We start from the raw sequence: 20,511 nt of genomic DNA, 5'->3' as shown, positions 1-20,511 counted from the left end.
CTGACGAACTCGTGGTCCGTCATGCTCGGGGGTACGAACGGGGCGACCTCGTCGGCGCGGGGGTAGGACCCCAAGAAGCGGATCTTCCGGCAGATCCGGTGCAGCCCCATCAGAGCCTCGCTCACCCGGCGGCCGCTGACGTGTCCTTCCGCGTCGATCGAGAAGCAGTACCGGCCCAGGTCCTCGCCGGTCGGCCGAGACTCGATCCGCATCAGGTTGGCCCCGCGAACGGCCCATTCCTGCAAGAGTTCCAGCAGCGCGCCCGGCTCGTCCGCGGCCGGCCACACCACGATGGACGTCTTGTCCGCGCTGGTCGGCGCGGTGGCGCGGCCTGGACGGCCGAGCAGGACGAAACGGGTGGTGGTGTCGGGGACGTCGTGGATGTCGGTCACGAGGGCCTCCAGCCGGTAGCGCCGCGCGGTGAACTCCCCGGCGAAGGCGCAGTCGAAACGCCCCTCCCGCACCAGCCGGGCCCCCTCGGCGTTGGACGCGGCCGATTCCCACTCCGCGTACGGCAGGTGAGCCGCGAGCCAGCGGCGTACCTGGGCCCGTGCGACCGGGTGGCCGGTGACGGTCTTGACGTCCTCCAGCGTGGTGCCCGGCCGCACGAGCAGCGCGAAGCTGATCGGTAGCAGCACCTCGCGGCAGATCATCAGCGGCTTGCCGGTCGCGAGCTCGTCCAGCGTGGCGGTCACTGCCCCCTCGACGGAGTTCTCGATCGGTACCAGCGCGCCGGACGCGTCCCCGTTGCGGACCGCGTCCAACGCCTCCGCCACGGAGAGAGAGGGGAACAGCTCATGCGTCTCCGTAGCCGGCAGCGTCCGCAGCGCGGCCTCGGTGAAGGTCCCCTCAGGGCCGAGATAGGTGTAGCGGGGGGAGTAAGCAGGCAAGACAGACCTCCTAGGACCGGGGCGGGCAGCGGTCATCGCCTGCTGGTAAGGCGGTGGTCAGAGGTGCGGTGGTCAGAGGTGGCGCAGCAGCACCATGGGGTCTTCGACCGCGTCGGCGACAAAGCGCAGGAAGGACCCGGCGGTGGCGCCGTCGCAGACCCGGTGGTCAAAGGTGAACGAGAGCTGCACGACCCTGCGGACCGCCAGTTCGCCGTCCACCGCCCAGGGCCTGGGGACGATCCGGCCGATGCCGATCATCGCGGCCTCGGGGTGGTGGATGATGGGCGTGGAGCCGTCGACACCGAAGACGCCGTAGTTGTTGAGCGTGAACGTGCCGCCGGTCAGCTCGGCGGGAGTGAGCGTGCCCGCGCGGGCGGCGGCGGTCAACCGGGCGATCTCGGCGGCCAGTCGAGCGGTGGTCAGGCCCTGAGCGTGGTGCACCACGGGCACGACCAGGCCGCGCGGGGTCTGCGCGGCGAATCCCAGGTGGACGGCGGCGTGGTGGCGCACGCCGGTCGCGCGGCCGTCCGCGTCGGTGACGACGGCGGAGTTGAGCGCGGGAAAGCGGACCAGTGCGGCGACGCAGATGCGGGCCAGAATCGCCAGGAGACCGATTCTGGGCTCGGTGCCCCCCGTGTTGAGGGTGTCGTTGGGAGTGTCGTTGAGGGTGTCCTTGGCGGCGAGCAGTGCGGTGGCATCCGTGTCGACCCAGCAGGTGGCATCCGGCACCTCGCGCCTGCTGCGCACGAACGTCTCCGCCGCGCGCCGCGCCAGCGGGTCCAGCGGGACGACGGTCGAGTCGGTCTCCGCCGGGCGCGCCGGAGCGGAACGTAGGGCGACGGCGGTCTCCACGTCCCTGCGCAGAATCAGCCCCTCCGGGCCGGTGCCGACGAGTTTTCGGAGATCGACGGCGTTCTCGCGGGCGAAGCGGCGAACGAGGGGCGAGACGACCTTGACCACGGGCTGGACCACGGTCTGGGCGGAAGGCCCGAGTGGCGTCGCCGGTCCGGGTGCCGGCCCGGGTGCGCCGACGCGCCGTCGGCGGCGGGCTCGGGGGGGTTCCGTGCTGGTGCCGTAGCCGACGAGGATGTTCCCGGAGCCCGTTCGCCCTGCTGCCGGCTCGCTGACGGCCACGGTGATCAGTGGTGTGCCGACCGGGACACTGGTACCGGCCAGGCCCGCGAGGGAGGTGACGACGCCGGCATAGGGGCAGGGCACCTCGACGACGGCTTTGGCGGTCTCGACCTCGGCTACGGGTTGATCGACGGTGATGACGTCCCCGACGCCGACAAGCCAGCGGACGACCTCGGCGGAGGTCAGGCCCTCGCCGAGGTCGGGGAGGGGGAATTCGCGTACCGCGGCCACGGTGTTACTGCTCCCACTGGAGTCGGGCGACAGCGTCGAGGATGCGGTCGACGCTGGGAAGTGGGAAGGTAGTGATGTTCGAGCATGGGGGGCGGGTAAGGGATGTCGAAGCCGGTGACCCGCAGGACGGGGGCGGCGAGGTGGTGGAAGCACCGCTCGCTGACGCGGGCGGCGATCTCCGCACCGACGCCGCCGAAACCCGCGGCCTCGTGGACCACAACGGCGCGCCCGGTGGCGCGGACCGCCTTGCAGACCGTCTCATCGTCGAAGGGAACCAGCGAGCGCAGGTCGACCACCGCCAGGTCCCAGCCCTCCGATCGCGCGGCCGCGGCCGTCTGGAGGCACACGGGGAGCGAGGGGCCGTAGGTCAGGAGGGTCGCCGAGGTACCGGTCCGGCGGACCACTGCCCGGCCGATCGGCGGCACCTCGGCCGGAGAGAAGCCGTCCGTAGACCGGTCGTCCGTGGGCCGGTCGTCCGTAGACCAGTAGAGCCGCTTTGGCTCCAGGAAGACCACCGGGTCGTCCGAGGCAATCGCCGAGCGGAGCAGCCCGTAGCCGTCGGCGACGGTGGCGGGGGTGACGACGTGCAGGCCGGGGGTGTACGCGTAGTAGGCCTCGCTGGAGTCGCTGTGGTGCTCGACGCCGCCGACGCCGCCGCCGTACGGGATGCGGATGGTGATCGGCAGCGTGGTCTTCCCGGCCGTGCGGTTGCGCATCTTGGCCACATGCGACGCGAGCTGCTCGAACGCGGGGTAGGCGAAGGCGTCGAACTGCAGCTCCACGACGGGCCGCAGGCCGTACATGGCCATGCCCACGGCGGTGCCGAGGATGCCTGCCTCGGCCAGGGGGGTGTCCAGGCAGCGTTGCGCGCCGAATTCGGCGGCCAGGCCGTCGGTGACTCGGAAGACGCCGCCGAGGGTGCCGACGTCCTCGCCGAGGATGTGGACGCGCGCGTCCTCGCGCAGCGAGTCGCGCAGCGAGTCGTTGAGGGCCTGCACCATGGTCGCGGCACTCATCGTGCGTCGTCGCTCTTGGCTGCGTCCGCGGCCTGCCAGGCCATCAGCTCGGCGGCCTGCTCACGAAGCTGGCTGGTCGGCTGGGCATAGACGTGCGTGAACAGCGAGCCCGGATCGAGATCAGGCGCACGATCGAACTGGGCGCGCATCTCGGCGGCGAGTTCCTCGGCGGCCTGCGCGACTGCGGCGACGCCGGCGTCGTCGAGGAGACCGGCCTTGCGCAGCTGCCGCTCCAGCAGCATCAGCGGATCGCGGGCCTGCCAGGCAGCGACCTCCTCCGAGGTGCGGTAGCGGGTCGCGTCGTCGGCGTTGGTGTGCGCCTCCAGCCGCTAGGTGACCGCCTCGACCAGCACCGGGCCGCGACCCGACCGCGCGTGCTCGACCGCCGCGCGCAGCACACCGTGCACCGCAGGCGCATCGTTGCCGTCCACCAGGCGACCAGTGATCCCATGGCCCACCGCCTTGTGTGCCAGCGTCGGTGCCGCGGACTGCTGGGCCAGCGGCACCGAAATCGCATAGCCGTTGTTCTGTACCAGGAACACCACTGGCGCGTTCAGCACCCCGGCGAAGTTCAGCGCCTCGTGGAAGTCGCCCTCGCTGGTACCGCCGTCGCCGATCAGGGCAAGCGCCACGACGTCCTCCGCCGCCCACCGATCCGAGGCCGCGCGCAGGCGGGCGGCGTGGGCCAGGCCCACCGCATGGCAGGCCTGGGTGGCCAGCGGAGTCGACAGCGGCGCGATCCGGTGCTCCCGCGGGTCGTAGCCGCTGTGCGCGTTCCCGCGCATCAGCGTCAGCGCGTCCACCGGGCGCACACCCCTCGATACCACCGCCAGCGTGTCGCGGTAGCTGGGGAACAGCCAGTCCGACTCCCGCAGCACCATGGCCGCGGCGATCTGGCATGCTTCCTGGCCGGTGGACGCCGGGTACACGGCGAGGCGGCCCTGCCTGGCCAGGGTCGTGGCCTGCTGGTTGAAGCGCCGTCCCAGCACCAGGCGGTGGTACAGGACGCGCAGCAGATCGGTGTCGACCTTCCCCGCAGCCTCCGTGCCGAGGACCCGGACCGGCTCGGGGTCGGGCAGGAGCGGAGCCGGGTCACGACGCGGACCGTGGGAGCTCGGCGGCCCGACGAGGCCGGGCGCGGTGCTGTCGTCGAGGATTGTCATGGTCCACCTTCGGCAGTTGGTGGCGGAAAGGGCTCGGGGACGCCGGTCAGATCTACGCCGCCGTTGACCGGCTGCTGATGCAGGTCGGAACCGTCCGTGGGCTGGCGGGCGAACTGGGGAGGACTCGTCCAGCAGCGAACCTGGTCGGTCTCGCGGAAGTGGAGCGCCGGTGCACGATCACCAGTAAGGTCCGCTTGGCCAGCGCGATCCTCGATGCGTGCTGACTCGCGGTCTCGGGCTCCGGACTTCGGGCTCCGGGCTCCGGGCTCCGGACATCGAGCTCCGGGCTCCGAGTCGAGGTGCGGGACCTGAGCAACAGCCTGGCCAGGACGAGGGGGGCTTCTCACCGTCCAGGTGAGCCGCCCAGGCCAGGCCCGACGATCAGGAAGCGAGGTGCGGGGAGCCGTGGCCTCGCTTGAGCTGTCCCGGTTCGCCGGCTTGCCCGGTTCGGGCGCCGTCCGTGGCCACGATCCTCCTCCGCTCAACTTCTTGGCTCTGGTTCTCTGATTTTCCACCCCCCGTCGGCAGCTGGATCGTGTCCATAATCACCTTGATAGTCATCGCGCGGGCCCCGACCCGGCATTAATGCATGGAGCGCGCCGCGCATCAGGTAGAAATACTTTCGTAGGTCGACTCGCCGAAGAGGCGGGGGTAGCGAGTCTGACGTAACCCTGGAAAACCGACCCCGGGGGCTTGAGGTGATTATCATCTCACCCGGCGACGGGAGTGAATCTGCCTGGTCAGGGCCGTGCGGGCCCGATCCTCGCCGAGTCGGGCCCCGGCGGGCGTGACGTGCGCAGCGCGACGCTCACCGAACGAGCCGGCCAGCACCGCTCGCCGCAGCAGTACCCGGCTGTTCCGATGCCATGTTTGTCGGTTGAATTTCCCTGGACATCGGTTCTCCGCTGTGACCAGCATCTCGTGGGAGCCCGCCGAAAGTGCCTTCGACGGCTGTTACGTTGCTCTCCGAGCTCAGGCCAAGTTTTTATTGGTTGAGCCAGGCGAGTTGATCCCCTCGACACGCCGTTCGAACGGTGGTCGCCTGTTGACTGATGCTTGCGTTCCGGGAATGCCCATTATGGGCCCCGCCAGGCCCGGGGGGACGGGAGGCTCGAGTTCGTCTTCGCCCACAGCTCAGCGGCAGCTTGATCTGCGCGGCGTCCCGCCCCGCCACGAGTGCCTCCTCGACCTGGTTCGCCTGCGACGGCACCTGGTCCAAGACCACCAGCTGATCGAGCCCCTCCCCCGCAACCGCCCGCTCCCCGCCGCAAGCAGCCGATCCGCCACGATCAGTCGCGGAACGTGGCGGTAGCCGAGCCCGGCCGGTCCCGGCCGGGCTCTCGGGCCGTTGAAGGACCGGTGCCCGACGCACCGACGTCATTGTCAGCCGAATGTAAGGTTCGTTCCCGAGTCAGGCCGGCGCTCCGGGACAGGAACAGGAAGATGACAGGCGACGCGGAGTCGGCGCCCCGGGCAGGGAGCGATCCACGGGCAGTACCCGGCACGCAGGGTCCCCGGCACGCACGTTCGGGACGGGACCGCAGCAGTCCGCGTCAGTCCGGTCCGCCCAGGCCCGTCTCGAATACCCAGGGCCGTCCCCGAACAGTCGAGAGGAGCATCATGCGTGTCCTACTGGTTCATCCCAGCGCGCTGATGTACTCGAAGATCTTTCTACGGCTCGAACCGCTGGGGCTGGAACGGGTGGCGGCCGCGCTGCTCGCCGCGGGCCACGAGGTGAGCATGATCGATCTTCAGGTGGAGAAACCGGCCACCTACGCGCGCCGCCTGCGAGAGTGTCGTCCCGACGCGGTGATGTTCGGGGTGAACTACCTCGCGAACGTCCCCGAGGTCATCGAGCTCGCGCACCGGGCGAAGCGGGAGCTGCCCGGCTGCCTGGTCGTGGCCGGCGGCCACAGCGTCTCCTTCATCGCCGAGCACCTGCTGAAGCAGGGCGACGGCGCACTCGATGTGGTCGCGCGCGGCGAGGGCGAAGTGGTCGCCCCGCGCATCCTCGAGGCCGACCGCGCCCGTCTCGCCGACGTCCCGGGCGCGGTCACCGCCGACGGGGCGGGCCCGATCCCGGCCCTGCTACCCAGCCTCGACGAGCCGCTGCCGGCCCGCCATCTGCTGGCCCACCGCCGCCGCTACTTCATCGGGGAGCTGGACCCGTGCGCATCGGTCGAGTTCACCCGCGGCTGCCCATGGGACTGCTCCTTCTGCAGCGCCTGGACCTTCTACGGCCGCAGCTACCGCCGCCTCTCCCCGGACGCGGCCGGCGAGGAACTGTCCGCCATCCGGGAACCGAACGTCTTCATCGTCGATGACGTCGCCTTCATCAGGCCCGAACACGGCATGGCCATCGCCGATCAGGTCGAACGCCGAGGGATTCGCAAACGGTACTATCTGGAAACCCGTAGCGACGTCCTGCTGCGCCATCCCGAGGTGTTCGAGCGATGGCGCCGCCTCGGCCTCGAATACATGTTTCTGGGCATGGAGGCCCTCGACGCGGACGGCTTGGACCTCTACCACAAGCGGATCTCCCCGGACGAGAACATCCGCGCCCTCGAAGTCGCCCGAAAGATCGGCATCACGGTCGCGGTGAACCTCATCGCCGACCCGGACTGGGACGAGAAGCAGTTCCGTCTCGTCCGCGAATGGGCGTTGTCGGTGCCGGAAATCGTGCATCTCACGGTGTGCACCCCCTACCCGGGTACGGAGATCTGGCACACCCAGTCCCGGCGGCTCACCACCCTGGACTACCGGCTGTTCGACATCCAGCACGCCGTCGTCCCCACCCGGCTTCCCCTCGACCGCTTCTACCGCGAGCTCGTCTCCACCCAGGCGGTCCTCAACCGCAAACACCTCGGCGCGAAGACGCTTGCCGCGACCGCCCGGATCGTCACCGCGAACCTGGCGCACGGCCAGACGAACTTCCCACGGATGCTCTGGAAGTTCCCCCGGGTCTACAATGCCGACCGGCTGTACGCCGAGCACCAGCATCCCGCCCGCTACCGGCTGCCGGAGCCCGTCCCCGCGGCCATGACCCCGCGGCGGCGCGAGCTGTACGTCCATCAGCCCGCCGCACGCCACCCGGTGGCGAGCCGGGAACGGGAGAGGACTGATCCATGACGACCCGAACGAAACCGGTACGGGTCCCGGCCGGTGCGGGCGCTCATCGCACCCGTTTCAGGACACTCGCATAGTTGGCGACCGCCAGGCCACCCATGTTGAACACCCCGGCGACGGTGGCCCCGGGGATCTGCATCGCCCCGGCGTTGCCGGTGAGCTGCAGCACCGCCATCACATGCTGGGACACCCCGGTGGCACCAACCGGATGGCCCTTGGCCTTCAACCCCCCGGAGGGGTTGACCGGCAGCGTGCCGTCCCGGTCCACGACCCCACCGAGGATGACCTGACCCCCGCCGCCGGGCGAGCACAACCCGACGACCTCGTACTCCAGCAGCTCCGCGATGGTGAAACAGTCGTGGAGTTCCAGCAGGTGCAGGTCGGACAGCCGCGCCCGGGCCTGCCCCAACGCCGCCTGCCAGGCCCAGTGCGCGGCGGCGAACGCCAGCGGATGACGCCGCGCGGCCGGCAGGAAATCGCTGGCCTGCGCCAGGGCACGGATCCGCACCGCCGGGGTACGCGGCGCACTACCCGGCGCGGCCAGCACCACCGCGGCGGCACCATCCGAGACCGGGCAGCAGTCCGTGCGCCGCAGCGGGCCCGCGACCATCGGATTACGCGGACCGACCGTGCTACAGAACTCGAAGCCGAGATCGGAACGCAGATGGGCGTACGGGTTCACCACCCCGTTACGGTGGTTCTTCGCCGCGATCCGTGCCAGCGCGTCACTGTGATCACCGTACTTGGTGAAGTAGGCCTCGGTGACATCGGCAAACAACCGCGCGAACCCGGCACCGGACAACCCGCCGGCATGCTCGTAGTCGGCACCCAGCAAAGCCCCGCCGACAGCCTCGGCCGGCGCGTGGGTCATCTTCTCCGCCCCGACCACCAGCACCCGGCGCGCCTGCCCGGACTGGATCGCCCGCACCCCGCACAGCAGCGCGGCCGACCCGCTCGCACACGCGTTCTCCACCCGGGTCGCCGGGGTGAACAGCAGATCGTCATCGGCCTCCAGGACCAGCGAGGAAGGAAACGCCAACGGCTGCAACCCCGCGTTGTAGGTACCGAGAACAATTTCGTCGATCTCCCGCGGGCGCAGGCCCGCCGACGCGATCGCCTCCCGCGCGGCGGCGACGATCAGCGGCTCCAGAGTCTCCTCGGGCAGACGGCCAAACGGGGTATGACCCCAGCCCACGATCTCCACATCATCGTGGTCCACATCCGGTCCCTTCAACGCTCAGACACCCTTCACTGCTGAGACACCCCGGCAGGTCCGCCCGCCACGCCGGCACCAGGCTTCGTGCCCACCCGAGCCAGCCGTACCGGTGTCACCTTCTGCACGTCGTCGGCTGTGACGCCCGGCGCCGTCTCCACCAGCACCAGACCATCGAAGGTCACGTCGATGACGGCGAGGTCGGTGATGATGCGCTGCACGACACCCGTGCCGGTCAGCGGGAGCGTGTTCTCGGGCAGGATCTTCGGCGATCCGTCCTTGGCGCAGTGCTCCATCAGAACGATCACGCGGCGGGCGCCGTGGACCAGGTCCATCGCGCCCCCCATGCCCTTGACCAGCTTGCCGGGCACCACCCAGTTCGACAGGTCCCCGCGCTCGCTGACCTGCATGGCGCCGAGGATCGCCGCATCGATCTTCCCCCCACGGATCATCCCGAAACTGGTGGCGGAGTCGAAGAAGCTTGCTCCCGTCGCGGTCGTCACCGTCTCCTTGCCGGCGTTGATGAGATCCGGGTCCTCCTCGCCGGCGACCGGGTAGGGGCCCAGGCCGAGGATGCCGTTCTCACTCTGCAACACGATCTCCACGCCGTCGGGCACGTGGTTGGGAACCAGCGTCGGCAGACCGATGCCGAGGTTGACGTAGTCCCCGTCGTTGAGTTCCGCCGCCGCACGGGCGGCCATGTCGTCCCGGGACCAAGGCATGTCAGGCACCTCCTGCAGCAATCGTGACGGCACGCAGGGTGAGCCGCTCGATCCCCTTGTCCGCGGCCTGGTCGGGCGTCAACGCCACCACCCGCTGCACGAAGACTCCGGGCAGGTGGATCTCGTCGGGCTCCAGCGCACCCGGCTCGACGAGTTCCTCCACTTCCGCGATCGTCACCCTCCCGGCCATGGCGCAGAGCGGGTTGAAGTTGCGGGCGGCCTTGCGGAAAACCAGGTTGCCGTGCCGGTCACCACGCCGGGCCCGCACCAGGACGAAGTCCGGCCGCAGCGCCGTCTCCCGCACGAAGACCTGCGGCACCCCGTCGACCTCGAAGACCTCGGTCAGCTTGGGCTGCGAGGCCAGCGCCACCTCACCCGAGGCGTCGTACCTGATCGGCAGCCCGCCGTCGGCGACCTGCGTGCCGACGCCGGTGCGGGTGTAGAACGCGGCGATCCCGGCTCCACCGGCGCGCAACCGCTCCGCCAGCGTCCCCTGCGGGTTGAACTCGATCTCGACCTTCCCGGAGAGGTACTGCCGTTCCAGTTCCTTGTTCTCCCCCACGTACGACGCCACCAGAAGGCGGATCCGCCCGCCCTCCAGCAGCAGCGAGTTACCCACACCCGGGATCCCGCAGTTGTTGGAAATGACGGTCAGGTCCGAGGCCCCCTGTTCGGCGAGCGCGGCAAGGAGCACCGACGGGATACCGCAGACCCCGAAGCCACCACTCGCCACGCTGGCCCCGACCGGGATGTCGGCGACCGCCTCCTGCGCCGACGCCACAACCTTGTCCATCTCACCCCTCCTTCAGCAGGGCCCGGCGCAGCAGAACCGTCTCGGGCGGCGCATTGGCCGGGATGGTGGTCAGCACAAGCTGGGCTCCGTCACGAGGTGCCTCCCCCTCGCCATGCCAGAACGCCTCGGGAAGGACGACAGCCCGCGTGACATCGCCGGCCACGTCAACCGAGGAGTCGAATCGCACCGCCAGCGTCCAGTCGAAGTGCCCGGCCACATTGGTCAGCGAGGTATAGCCACCCGCCTGCTCCGGGGACTCCAGCGTGGCGGAGTCCCCGGAGCGGGCCCGGGCATCAAGGAGCAGCAGTCCCAGCGGCGGCGACCCCAGGCGCCCCAGCCATTCGGCGAGGTACATGGAGGCGCTGTCGACGTGGTCCTCGCTCACCTCGTCCAGCCCCGTACCGGCCCGGTCGTGTGCCCGCAGCAACCACCTCGCGGGCGACGGCACCGACAGCACGACCCGTCGCCGGGTCGAGTCCGCCAGCGTGCGCATGGTCAGAACCAACCGCTCGACGGCGGGCTCGTCACCGAGCAGGGTGCGTAACGCGTAGCCCGTGCGGCTACGCTTCCCTAGGGCGCTCACCAGGTCAGGCGTCGCCGCGAGATACGCGTCGTAGAACACCTCGGCATTGATGAACACCGCATCCGGGTCCAGCAGGGCATGGACCTGGGCGACGTGCCCGGTCAGGGCGGCGAGGTCACCCCAGGGGATCTCGCTGCCCTGCCGTAGCACTGCCGTCGCGTAGGCATCATGGTCGATCACCAGCGCCCGGCCGCCGGGCGCGGCAGCGAGCAGGGCAGTGAGAGAAGACATTCAGTGCTCCTTGAACCTCAGGGCTCTGTGAACCTCAGGCGAGACGGAACCTCAGGCGAGACGGAACCTCAGGCGAGACGCTTGACGTCCTCGCCGTGCCTGTCCTCCAGCTCCCGCACGCGCGCCTCCAGCGCCGCGATCTTCAGCTCCCGGCGGTCCGGGATCACGATGATCGGCAGTTCCTTCAGTGGCGCCTTGACCCGCTGGGGACCGTCGATGGTGAACACCGTGGCGGTGAGGTCGTTGGTGTCGTCGCCCCAGGAGCCGTAGTAGAGGAGGTCCTTCGGCGGCTCCTCGGTGACGAAATCCTTGACGAACTCCGCGTAGGGCTTGCCGCGCGTCAGGCGCGTCTGGCGGACCCGCTCGCGGGCCTGCCTGGTGCCCTCGGCGTCGAGCCGGAAGGTGATCGGGTCATAGCGGACACCGAAGATCTCCTCGGCGACCTTCTGGCTGATCCGGCCGAGCTCGGCATCGCGCACCACCGACTCAGGCAGACGCTCCAGCGGGTCACCGTACCCACCACCGGCACCCTGGGAGATCATGTAGAGCTCTCCGTCCTTGGCGCGGTCGTACTGCAGACCCATGTGATAGGTCGAGTACTTCCCATCCGGGAACGGACGCTCGTTCATGACCTTCTCAATCGAGAGGTCGAACTTCTTGTTGTCCCGGCGAATGTGCTCGTAGACATTCGTGCCCTTGACCATCGCCAGCGGGTAGGTGCCGCAGCCGTAGCCCCCGAACATGCCGTAGATGGACGAGAACTTCGCTCCGGAGGTCACCGTCATGAAGCCCCACTCCGGCGTGCCCTCGGCGGCCACGATCATCTCGTAGCCCATGCCGCCGGTGAACTTGCCGAAGCCCATGTTGTCGCGGACCAGGCGCTTGGCCACCAGCTGCATGAAGGGCACCTCCTCCTCCATGACCTCCTGCTCGGCCGTGTCGGCCATGGCGCAGAAGAGCGGCGAGACGGCGTCCTCACCGTCCCGGAAGGGCTTGGCTCCCCCGGGCATGCCGTTGAGGTCGGCACACAGGTTGCCGACCATGTCGCCGTGCTTGGTGACACCGCCCCACAGGAACGTGTTGATCTGGTTGAACCAGTTAGCCACGATGTTCGAGTACTTGTGCGGCGTGGAGAACGACATCTTTCCGTAGAGCGCCTGCATCATCGAGAAGCCTCGGAACGAGGCCTGCAACGACTGCCCCATCGGGGCGTCATAGGACGCGTCGGCCCAGGTGCCCTCGTCGGAAATGATCTCGATGCAGCTCATCGCCGCCGTGCAGCGCGGCAGGTCTGGCCACCAGAACGCCAGGATCGCCTGCATCATCATCGACTTCACCGAGCACAGCGGAGAGTTGATCGCCCGGTTGATGATCTCCGGTCCGGTGCCACGCAGGTCGACGGTCATCTTGTCGCCCTTGACGTGGATCTTGCAGGCGATCTTGATGAGGATGTTCTCTTTCAGCGTCGAATCCATGAACTGGTTGAAGGAGTACGTGCCGTCGGGAAGCTCGGAGATCCGGCGGCGGACCTCGGCGTCGACGTCCTCGACGGTGACCCGCAGGGCCGCCACGAACGTGTCGACGCCAACCTCGTCGATGACCTTGTCGATGCGCTCCATGATCTTGCGCACCGCGGTGATCTTCACCTTCAGGTCGGCCAGCTGCAGCTTGGGGTCGCGCACCGAGTGCTGGAGGAAGGTCAGCAGGTCTCGGCGCAGATGACCACGCTCGACAATCTTGAACGGGCTCATCCGGAGGCCGTCGTCGAACGGGGTCTCCGAGCCTGACGGCATGCCGCCCGGCTCGCAGGCGCCGTTCTCGCCTTCGTGGATGGTCGCCGCCACCCACGCGATGATCTCGCCCCCACGTATGATCGGCATGATCATCGACTGGTCGGTGTTGTGGACGTTGCCGAACCGGGCGTCGTTGTGGATGAATCCGTCGCCCTCGTGGATGCCGACGGTCGGCTCGTCCTTCCAGCACTTCACAATGTACCGGATCGGGTAGTGCAGGATCGCGGAGAACGCGATCACCCCGTGGCAGGAGAGGTAGGAGACGTCCCCGGCCGCGGTGTAGATCGCGGCCGTCAGGTCACCCCACTTCGCCCCGGGTGCGGCACCCTGTGCCTCGCACATCTCGTAGCCCTCGTCGAGCGCACCGGCAATCCGCTTGCGGATCCGCTCGACCACCAGCCGGTCGACACCGGCGGCGATCGCCGTCTCCTCCCGCGACGTCCGTTCCTGGATGGAGTGGTCACGCATGATCACTGGGTCGGGACCGAGGAAGAGAGTGGTCTCGTCCATGAACTGGTCGACCCACTCCCGCTCCTGGGGCGTGAGGGTGCTCTGCTCGGTGGCCTGCTCCTGCGTGGCGCTGTCGTCCGTGACAGTCATCGTCTTCTCCCTGGTGCGCTCGACGGTGTACTCGATCAGTCCTGCAGGAACCAGACGGCGCCCTGCACCGTCGGCTCCAGACGCCAGCCCGGCTCGACGAGGTAGGTGGTGTTCTCGGTGGTGACGATCGCGGGACCGGGGATCACCCGCTCGTGCGACAGCGCGGTCTGGTCGTAGACCGGCGTCTCGATCGAGTCGTCCTGGCCGATAAAGTAGACCTTGCGGTGCGACACCTCGGTCGGCACCGTGCGCTCGCCGCCGGCCTCCAGCGAGTCGAAGTTGACGACGTCGCCGTCGACATAGGAGGCCACCCGCACGGTCCCCACCCGGATCCCGGCTTCGGGTGCCGCGCTGCTGGCGCCGAACCGGTGACTGTAGACATCACCGAAGGTGCGGATCATGTGCAGTACGTCGCCGACACCGTTCATCCGGTTGATGTCGAGGGCGACAGCCTGGGTGAGCAACTGGTTGCCGTAGCGCATGTCCAGTTCCAGGCGGTACTTCACGTCTTCGGCCGCGAAGCCCTGACGCACCAGGTCCTCCCGGCCCCGGGCCTCGAGTTCCTCGACGATCGCGTTGAACTCCTCGTACTTGTCGTACAGCGACCGGGAGGTGGCGTTGTACATCGTGATGTGCACGCCGCGCTCGTGGAAGTGCAGCTGCTTCATGTTGCCGGCGCCGCAGGCGGAGAACACCGACGAGAACGGCGGGGCCAGGATCTGCTTGATGCCGGCATGGCGAGCAATACCGCAGGCGTGCAGCGGACCGTTGCCGCCGTAGGCGAGCATCGTGAAGTCCTCCGGCAAGTAGCCGCGCACCCGCAGCTCCTTGCCGATGCCGATCGCCATCTGCTCGTCGACGCCATCCTTGATCGCGCGGGCGATGTCGAGAACGTCCATGTCGAGCTGGTCGCACAGGTTCTCTTCGACGGCGAACCGGGAGCGATTCGGGTTGAGCTTGATGTAGCCGTTGGCGTAGTTGTCCGGGTCCAGATAGCCGAGCAACAGGTCGGCGTCGGTCACCGTCGGGCGCAGTCCGCCGCGGTCGTAGCAGGCCGGGCCGGGGTTGGAGCCGGCCGACTCCGGGCCGATCTTGATGGAGTTGTGGATCCGGTCGTACGACGCGATGGAGCCGCCGCCGGCACCGAGCGTGTCGAGGTGCACCATCGGCACCGACACCAGCCAGCGGTCGATGGTCGGCAGGAAGTCATAGTGCTTCACGCCGCCCTCAGGCACCAGGCCGATGTCGAAGGACGTGCCGCCCATGTCGGTGGAGATCACATGGCCCAGGCCCGTCTCGTTCGACAGGTGCTCCGCGGCGCCGACGCCGGCGATCGGACCGGAGTGGATGGTCTGCAGGGCGTCGGTGGAGTTCATCTGCGCCATGCCACCGGAGTTGTGGATGACCAGCATCGGCTTGCCGTAGCCGGAGTCGCGCAGGTTGTTCGAGAGCTGGCTGAGCGCGTGAAACATGATCTCGTGCAGGAAGCCGTCCACGATGGTGGAGGTCGCCCGCACGTATTCGCCCTTGCGACCAGAGACCTGGTGGCCCAGCAGCAGCGGGATGGCACCCAGCTCGTGGGCCGGGAACTCGTCGAGAATGATCTCCTGGATCGCCAGCTCGTGCTCGGGATTCTCGGTGGCGTTGACCAGCGAAACCACCAGGGCCTCGGCGCCGGCATCCACCAGCTCACGGACCACCGTGCGGACGTCCTCGGGATCGAGCCTCGCCACGATCTTGCCGGCCGAGTTGACGCGTTCCTTGACCGAGCGGATCAGGTACCGCGGCACCAGCGGCTCGGGCCGTTCGGCTGCCGGGAGGTTCTGTTGCATCGAGTAGTCCAGGCCCTCGCCGTACCCCCGGCCGCGGGAGAGCGGGATGGTGTCCTCGAAGCCATGAGTGACGATCGCCCCCACCTTGGGTCCCTTGCGCTCGATGAGAGCGTTGGTGCCCAGGGTGGTGGCGTAGCGGACCGAGTCGACCTCGGTGAGCACGGTGCCGCGGTCCAGTCCGGCCCGGCTGCACGCCAGGTCGAGCGCCTCGTTGAAGCCCAGCGCCAGGTTGTGGTGCGTGGTCAGCGCCTTCGCCTCGACGTAGGTCTCGTCCCAAACGAAGAAGCAGTCGGTGAAGGTGCCGCCGATGTCGACGGAGATACGTTTCATTGTCTCGGTTCTTCCTGCGAGATCAGCGGATGTGGCCGGTCGCCTTGTGCATGGCGGTGTATTTCTGCGCGTCCTCGCCGGGCCCGTAGTTGTGGACCTGCTCGGGGTCGACGCCGCGTTCCTCCCACTGGGCGCGCAGCGCGGCGACGTCGATGACGAGATCGGCCGTCGGCGGGTGTCCCGGCGGCACGTATTCGGTCTCGATCTGGGTGGCGCAGCCGGGGCAGTAGAACTCCAGGATCCGGCAGTACGCCGGGTCCGGGGAAAAGGTGAACTCGTAGCGGTCGGGGTCGATGATCGGCTGGTGGATCTCCCGTGGGTCGCGGTCGTAGACCAGGCAGCCGAGCTTGTAGTTCCCGTGGGCAGACCAGATGTCGCGGCCGCACACCCGGCAGACCCATCGCTCGGTATCGAGATCGATGACCAGGTATTCGGTCATGGGGACCCGCATGATGACTTTCCTCTCGTGGCGGTCAGGGGATGCTCGGGGTGGTCAAGGAGGTCACTGGGTGTCGGTCAGCAGCAGGTCCCCCGAGGCGGTGACCCGGAACTGCCAGCCGGGCAGCACGCGAGCGGTGAAGAACGGACCCTCGACGATCACCGGGCCCTCGCCACTCCCACCGGGCGGCATCTCGGCGAGCACGAACACCGGCACCTTGTCGACCTGGTCGGGCGCGGAACGGACCAGGCGGGTCTCATTGCTCGTCACCCGGATCGCGGGCACGTCGGTGTCGGGAGCAACCTCGGGGTGCGGCAGCGCGGCCGTCACCGACAGTTGCAGGGAGACCTGCTTCCCGGGGAAGTCCACGGCGTCGCCGGACTGGTACGGCCTGGTCTCCACCGGCGACCCGTCGGTCTCCTCGATGGTGAGCAATACCTCGGTGCGGCAGTCGTCGAGGTCGTAGCCCTCCTGGAAAATGTCGCGCCTGGCCCGGGCGAGCATCTCGTCGTACGTCGCCGCGGTGCTTGCCGTGGTCGGCTCCGGCACGCCGACCTCGTAGGTCTTGCCGATGTCGGAGAAGGCAATGCCGAACGCGGAGAAGACCGCTGCCATCCGCGGGATCAGCACCTTCTTCACCCCTGCCGGACGAGCGGCACCGACGGCACTCATCGGGCCGGCGCCACCGAAGGCGACGAGGGTCGAGTTCTCCTGGATCAGGTGCGCGAAGGAGTGTGCCAGCGCCTCGAAGTAGGCCTGCTCCATCCGGATCAGCGACTCCTCCAGGCTGATGCCCAGCGGCTCGGCGATGGTCTCGGTGATGACCGCGGCCGAACGGTCGGCGTCGAGCCGGAAGGTGCCGTCGAGGTAGGTGCTGGCGTCGAGGATGCCGAGCAGCAGGTTGACGTCGGTGATCGTGGCTTCCTTGCCACCGAAGCCGAAGCAGGCCGGGCCGGGGGCCGCCCCCACACTGCGTGGCCCGACCGTGATCTGCCCGTCCACCACCGAGATCACCGAGGACCCGCCGACACCGGTCGAGTGCACGTTGCTCATCGGGTAGGAGATCGAGACGCCCTCGATGGTGCCGCGCTCATCGGCCGCCGCCGCACCGCCGCGGACGACCCCCACGTCGGTGGTGGTGCCGCCGATGTCCATCATCAGCGTGTGCTCGAGGCCGTACGTGCGAGCCAGCGCCGCCGTACCCTCCAAGCCGCCGCGCGGCCCGGAGGAGTACGTCTTCAGCGCCACCGCCTTGGCCACCCGCGAGGAGGCTCCGTCGTTGCGGTATACCAGCAGCGGGTTGAGCACCCTGTACGACTTCAGCCGCCGCTCCGCCGCGTACAGGAACCGCTCCATGGTCGGGTGCAGGAACGAGTTGAGCACGCACGACCACACCCGGCGCGGGTGGTCCCGGTCGCCGGCGAGGGACCACGAGTACAGGAGCGGGATCGAGCCGAGCAGGTGCCGCGGGAACTTGCGCAGCAACACGCTGCGTAGGCGACGCTCCTGTTCCGGCGACTCACCAGCCACCACCACCCGGGCGGCACCCAGGGTGGTGAGCTGGTTGATCCGCTGGACGACTTCGAAGTCGATCTCCTCATCGGTCGCGCCCATGTCGATGGTGAGCACCCGGTCGGCGATCAGGCCGTCGAAGAGGTCCTTCTCCGCTTCACGGCTGCGCATCTGCTCGAACAGGCCCGGCATCGTGCTGAGGATGCCGATCATCGGGCCCCGCCGCTCGACCAGGGCGTTGGTGCCCTGCGTGGTCGAGTAGCGGATGTGTTGCGTAGCGTGCAGCAGCTTCTCCGTGTTGGCCTCGCCGTAGAGGGCGGCCGAGGCCTTCTCGATCCCGTCGAAGAGGCACTCCGACAGGTCGTGCGGAGTAGTGAGGGTCTTGGTGTAGGTGAACTGGTCGCCATCCCAGACGCAGATGTCGGTAAGCGTGCCACCGTTGTCGATGTTGATCAGGGTGTCCATGACGCTCCTCGGTTCGTGACTCCCTGGGTTCCATGCGCAGGCCCCGTTGTTGGGACAACCCTGCTGGTGTCCCACCGGGTGTCGGTGTCCCAAAATTGGACACTCACTGCTCTTGGATGTGGCGTGGCTCTCAGCCACGATGTTCTTCCACGGGGCCATCCAGGACCCCCGAGGAGGTGCACATGCCGGACACCGCGAACCGCCTCTTACGGGTGGCCGCAGCCCGGGCAGACTTCCTGGAGTGCGGCCGCGCGGGTGCCGTCGGTGTCCCCGACGTGCTCGCGGCATCATGGGAACGCAGCCAGGCGGCCGGCGTCGACAGCGCACGGCCGCACAGCGACTACATCGACGACATCGACACCGGGTCCCGGCTGGTGCGCTGCGCACGCCCGGTGCTCACTCAGCTCGGCAACGACACCGCGGACCTCCCGCTGGTCATCGCCCTGACCGACCACAAGGCCAGGCTGGTTCAGCGCATCGACTTGTCATCGACGGTCGGGCGGTTGCTCGACAGGGTCGAATTCGCGCCAGGGTTCAACTACTCCGAGTCGATGATGGGCACCAACGGTGTGGGCACCGTGATCGAGGCCGGTCAGCCGGTCAGCATCGTCGGGCCGGAGCACTTCACCGAGCCCCTGCAATGCTTCGCCTGCACCGGCGCCCCGGTCATCGATCCTCTCACCGGCCGGGTAGAGGGAGTGCTGGACATCTCCACGCTCACCCAGACCTGGAGCCCGCTGATGCACACCTTGGTGAAGAGTGCCGCCAAGGACATCAGCCGCAACCTGTTGCTGGATCGCAGCCAGTCCCAGCAGGCCGTTTTCGAGACCTACCTGCGCGCCGAAGCCCGGGCGTCCCGGCAGGCCGTCTTCGCCTTCGGTGACTCGGTCTTCATCGCCAACGCCCCGGCCCAGCGCCTGTTCGACGCCAGCGAGCAGCTGACCCTGCGCGAGCACGCGACCTTCCTCATGAGCCGCCGCGACCGGGTGAGCGACACCCTGGTCCTGCCGGGGGGACGCATGGTCCACATCCGGGGCACCCGGATCCTGACCGGCTCCGAGGTGGCCGGCATGGTGGTGATCGCCGACCTCGTTGCCACGGAGAAGGCCGGATCGCCGGGCGACTTCACCGAGCAGGTGCTGCCACAGATCGCGGTCGCGACCCCGCAGACCTCCCGCATCGCCGGCGACCTGTACCGGCCGCACGAGACCATTACCGGTGGCCGGTCACCGGCGTGGGTACGCGCGTGCGACAAGCTGCGCGAAGCCCTCATGGCGGAGAAGCCGGCGATCGTGCTCGGTGAGACCGGCACCGGCAAGTTCACCCTGGTCGCCGAGATCTTCCACGCCTCGCACCCGGGCAGCCGAAGCGTGTCGATGGACGCCTCCCAGCTGACCATCGAGAACTCCGAGACCGACATCGACTCTCTGCTCGCGGGCAAGCCAGAGCCGACCCTCTACATCGTCCGCAATGTCGACCAGGCCAGCACCGAAGGAGTCGAACAGCTCGACGCGTTCTTCACTGCGATCAGCCGGCTCGACGGCACCACCTCATTCGTTGCGACCCTGTCGGACTCCTCGCTGGACTCCGACCTGCCGTTCCACGCACTCCTCGGCCACTTCGAGGTAGCAATCACCGTGCCGCCGCTGCGATGCCGTACCGATGACCTCTCCACCATCACCTCGTCGGTCCTGCGCGGCATAGCCCCCAACCGCAAGGTGCGGCTCAGTCCAGCCGCCGAACGGATCATCGCGCGCTACTCCTGGCCACGCAACGTCTCCCAGCTGCGCGAGGCCCTCGAACACGCGCTGCGGCGGCGACCGGTCGGGGAGATCCAGGCCCAGGACCTGCCGGCGTACTGCCAGACCACCTCGCGGCACGTGCTCACCCCGCTGGAGGCAGCTGAGCGGGACACGATTGTCGCCGCCCTCCAAGAGACCGAGGGCAACCGAATGCTGGCGGCCGCCAGGCTCGGGATGTCGCGGTCCGGCCTTTACCGCAAGCTGAAGGCCTACGGCATCACCGCCTGACGCGTCCCAGGTGGGGCGGATCGCCCTTGGCCCGGTCTGAACCAGGGCACGCCCCGCGCCGGCGGTCCGTACGAAGCGGAGAGTCGCGAAGCCGGTCCGGCGGTAGGCGGCCCGCCGGACCGGCGTCATCCGCTCCGAAAACGGTGATGCTGACCGGGCGCGAGACCGTTCCTGCCGATGGCGATCAGGCGATGTTGGAAGGCCGGACCAGGCCCTCCGCGAGATCCCCGAATCCGGGAGCAATCACGGCGCCCGGGTTGCCGATGACCTCCTCGACAACCAGGGTTTCCGTTGTCAGCAAGAGCGCGGCGATCGACGCCGCGCTCTGCAGCGCGCAACGGGTGACTTTCACCGGGTCGATGACACCGAAGCCGGCCATGTCCCCGTATTCTGGGTCTTCGAAGTTAA

At 68.6% G+C, this 20,511-nt stretch carries 12 protein-coding genes and 3 pseudogenes; 2 read left to right on the top strand and 13 right to left on the bottom strand.

What is annotated here, in order from left to right:
* From pheA to pdhA, 4 genes and pseudogenes are all read right to left on the bottom strand, one after another.
* On the bottom strand, positions 1-890 hold an 890-nt coding region (pheA, locus tag ACY5KJ_RS06020), incomplete at its 3' end, for a prephenate dehydratase (protein ID WP_462187192.1).
* A gap of 72 nt (positions 891-962) precedes the next feature.
* On the bottom strand, positions 963-2,255 hold the full coding sequence (locus tag ACY5KJ_RS06015; protein ID WP_462202955.1) for a dihydrolipoamide acetyltransferase family protein: 1,293 nt from the start codon (positions 2,253-2,255) through the stop codon (positions 963-965).
* Between the two features lie 4 nt (positions 2,256-2,259).
* Positions 2,260-3,271, bottom strand: a pseudogene (locus ACY5KJ_RS06010) (alpha-ketoacid dehydrogenase subunit beta).
* Positions 3,268-4,434, bottom strand: a pseudogene (gene pdhA, locus ACY5KJ_RS06005) (pyruvate dehydrogenase (acetyl-transferring) E1 component subunit alpha). Before pdhA ends, ACY5KJ_RS06010 begins: the two co-directional pseudogenes overlap by 4 nt.
* A 1,620-nt stretch (positions 4,435-6,054) precedes the next feature.
* On the opposite strand from pdhA, the gene hpnR reads away from it, so the two are divergent.
* Complete coding sequence (gene hpnR / locus ACY5KJ_RS06000) at positions 6,055-7,563, top strand: hopanoid C-3 methylase HpnR (RefSeq protein ID WP_462202954.1); 1,509 nt, start codon at positions 6,055-6,057, stop codon at positions 7,561-7,563.
* 43 nt (positions 7,564-7,606) lie between these two features.
* Here the strand turns inward: hpnR and ACY5KJ_RS05995 are convergent, their stop codons facing one another.
* The 8 genes from ACY5KJ_RS05995 to ACY5KJ_RS05960 form a co-directional block, all read right to left on the bottom strand.
* Complete coding sequence (locus ACY5KJ_RS05995; protein ID WP_462187188.1) at positions 7,607-8,779, bottom strand: thiolase domain-containing protein; 1,173 nt, start codon at positions 8,777-8,779, stop codon at positions 7,607-7,609.
* A 29-nt stretch (positions 8,780-8,808) separates the two neighbouring features.
* Positions 8,809-9,495: a 3-oxoacid CoA-transferase subunit B gene (locus ACY5KJ_RS05990; protein ID WP_462187187.1), complete on the bottom strand. Its 687-nt coding sequence runs from the start codon at positions 9,493-9,495 to the stop codon at positions 8,809-8,811.
* A gap of 1 nt (position 9,496) precedes the next feature.
* Positions 9,497-10,288, bottom strand: a complete 792-nt coding sequence (locus ACY5KJ_RS05985) for a CoA transferase subunit A (RefSeq protein WP_462187186.1) — start codon at positions 10,286-10,288, stop codon at positions 9,497-9,499.
* 1 nt (position 10,289) lies between these two features.
* On the bottom strand, positions 10,290-11,102 hold the full coding sequence (locus tag ACY5KJ_RS05980; RefSeq protein ID WP_462202953.1) for a hypothetical protein: 813 nt from the start codon (positions 11,100-11,102) through the stop codon (positions 10,290-10,292).
* Positions 11,103-11,170: 68 nt separating this feature from the next.
* A complete protein-coding gene (locus ACY5KJ_RS05975) occupies positions 11,171-13,495 on the bottom strand; it encodes a hydantoinase B/oxoprolinase family protein (protein WP_462202952.1) in 2,325 nt (774 codons plus the stop codon).
* A gap of 35 nt (positions 13,496-13,530) precedes the next feature.
* Positions 13,531-15,657, bottom strand: coding sequence for a hydantoinase/oxoprolinase family protein (locus tag ACY5KJ_RS05970; protein ID WP_462202951.1), 2,127 nt, complete (start codon positions 15,655-15,657; stop codon positions 13,531-13,533).
* A gap of 22 nt (positions 15,658-15,679) precedes the next feature.
* Entirely contained in the window at positions 15,680-16,108 is a 429-nt protein-coding gene (locus ACY5KJ_RS05965; protein WP_462187180.1) for an acetone carboxylase subunit gamma, read from the bottom strand.
* A gap of 51 nt (positions 16,109-16,159) precedes the next feature.
* Positions 16,160-18,073, bottom strand: a complete 1,914-nt coding sequence (locus ACY5KJ_RS05960) for a hydantoinase/oxoprolinase family protein (protein ID WP_462187179.1) — start codon at positions 18,071-18,073, stop codon at positions 16,160-16,162.
* 182 nt (positions 18,074-18,255) lie between these two features.
* Between ACY5KJ_RS05960 and ACY5KJ_RS05955 the strand changes: the two genes are divergently transcribed.
* Entirely contained in the window at positions 18,256-20,103 is a 1,848-nt protein-coding gene (locus ACY5KJ_RS05955; RefSeq protein WP_462187178.1) for a sigma-54-dependent Fis family transcriptional regulator, read from the top strand.
* Between the two features lie 184 nt (positions 20,104-20,287).
* Here the strand turns inward: ACY5KJ_RS05955 and ACY5KJ_RS05950 are convergent.
* Positions 20,288-20,511: pseudogene (locus tag ACY5KJ_RS05950) on the bottom strand (chaperonin GroEL); the annotation flags it as partial.

Source organism: Frankia sp. CcWB3 (genome assembly GCF_977927595.1).
The sequence above is the reverse complement of the archived record's forward strand: the minus strand, read 5'-3'. Positions and strand labels throughout refer to the sequence as shown.

Coding starts and splice junctions, on each gene's coding strand:
- ACY5KJ_RS05975 (WP_462202952.1), bottom strand. CDS start 13,495: ATGACTGTCACGGACGACAGCGCCACGCAGGAGCAGGCCACCGAGCAG.
- ACY5KJ_RS05985 (WP_462187186.1), bottom strand. CDS start 10,288: ATGGACAAGGTTGTGGCGTCGGCGCAGGAGGCGGTCGCCGACATCCCG.
- ACY5KJ_RS05960 (WP_462187179.1), bottom strand. CDS start 18,073: ATGGACACCCTGATCAACATCGACAACGGTGGCACGCTTACCGACATC.
- ACY5KJ_RS05970 (WP_462202951.1), bottom strand. CDS start 15,657: ATGAAACGTATCTCCGTCGACATCGGCGGCACCTTCACCGACTGCTTC.
- ACY5KJ_RS05965 (WP_462187180.1), bottom strand. CDS start 16,108: ATGCGGGTCCCCATGACCGAATACCTGGTCATCGATCTCGATACCGAG.
- hpnR (WP_462202954.1), top strand. CDS start 6,055: ATGCGTGTCCTACTGGTTCATCCCAGCGCGCTGATGTACTCGAAGATC.
- ACY5KJ_RS05955 (WP_462187178.1), top strand. CDS start 18,256: ATGCCGGACACCGCGAACCGCCTCTTACGGGTGGCCGCAGCCCGGGCA.
- ACY5KJ_RS05980 (WP_462202953.1), bottom strand. CDS start 11,102: ATGTCTTCTCTCACTGCCCTGCTCGCTGCCGCGCCCGGCGGCCGGGCG.
- ACY5KJ_RS05990 (WP_462187187.1), bottom strand. CDS start 9,495: ATGCCTTGGTCCCGGGACGACATGGCCGCCCGTGCGGCGGCGGAACTC.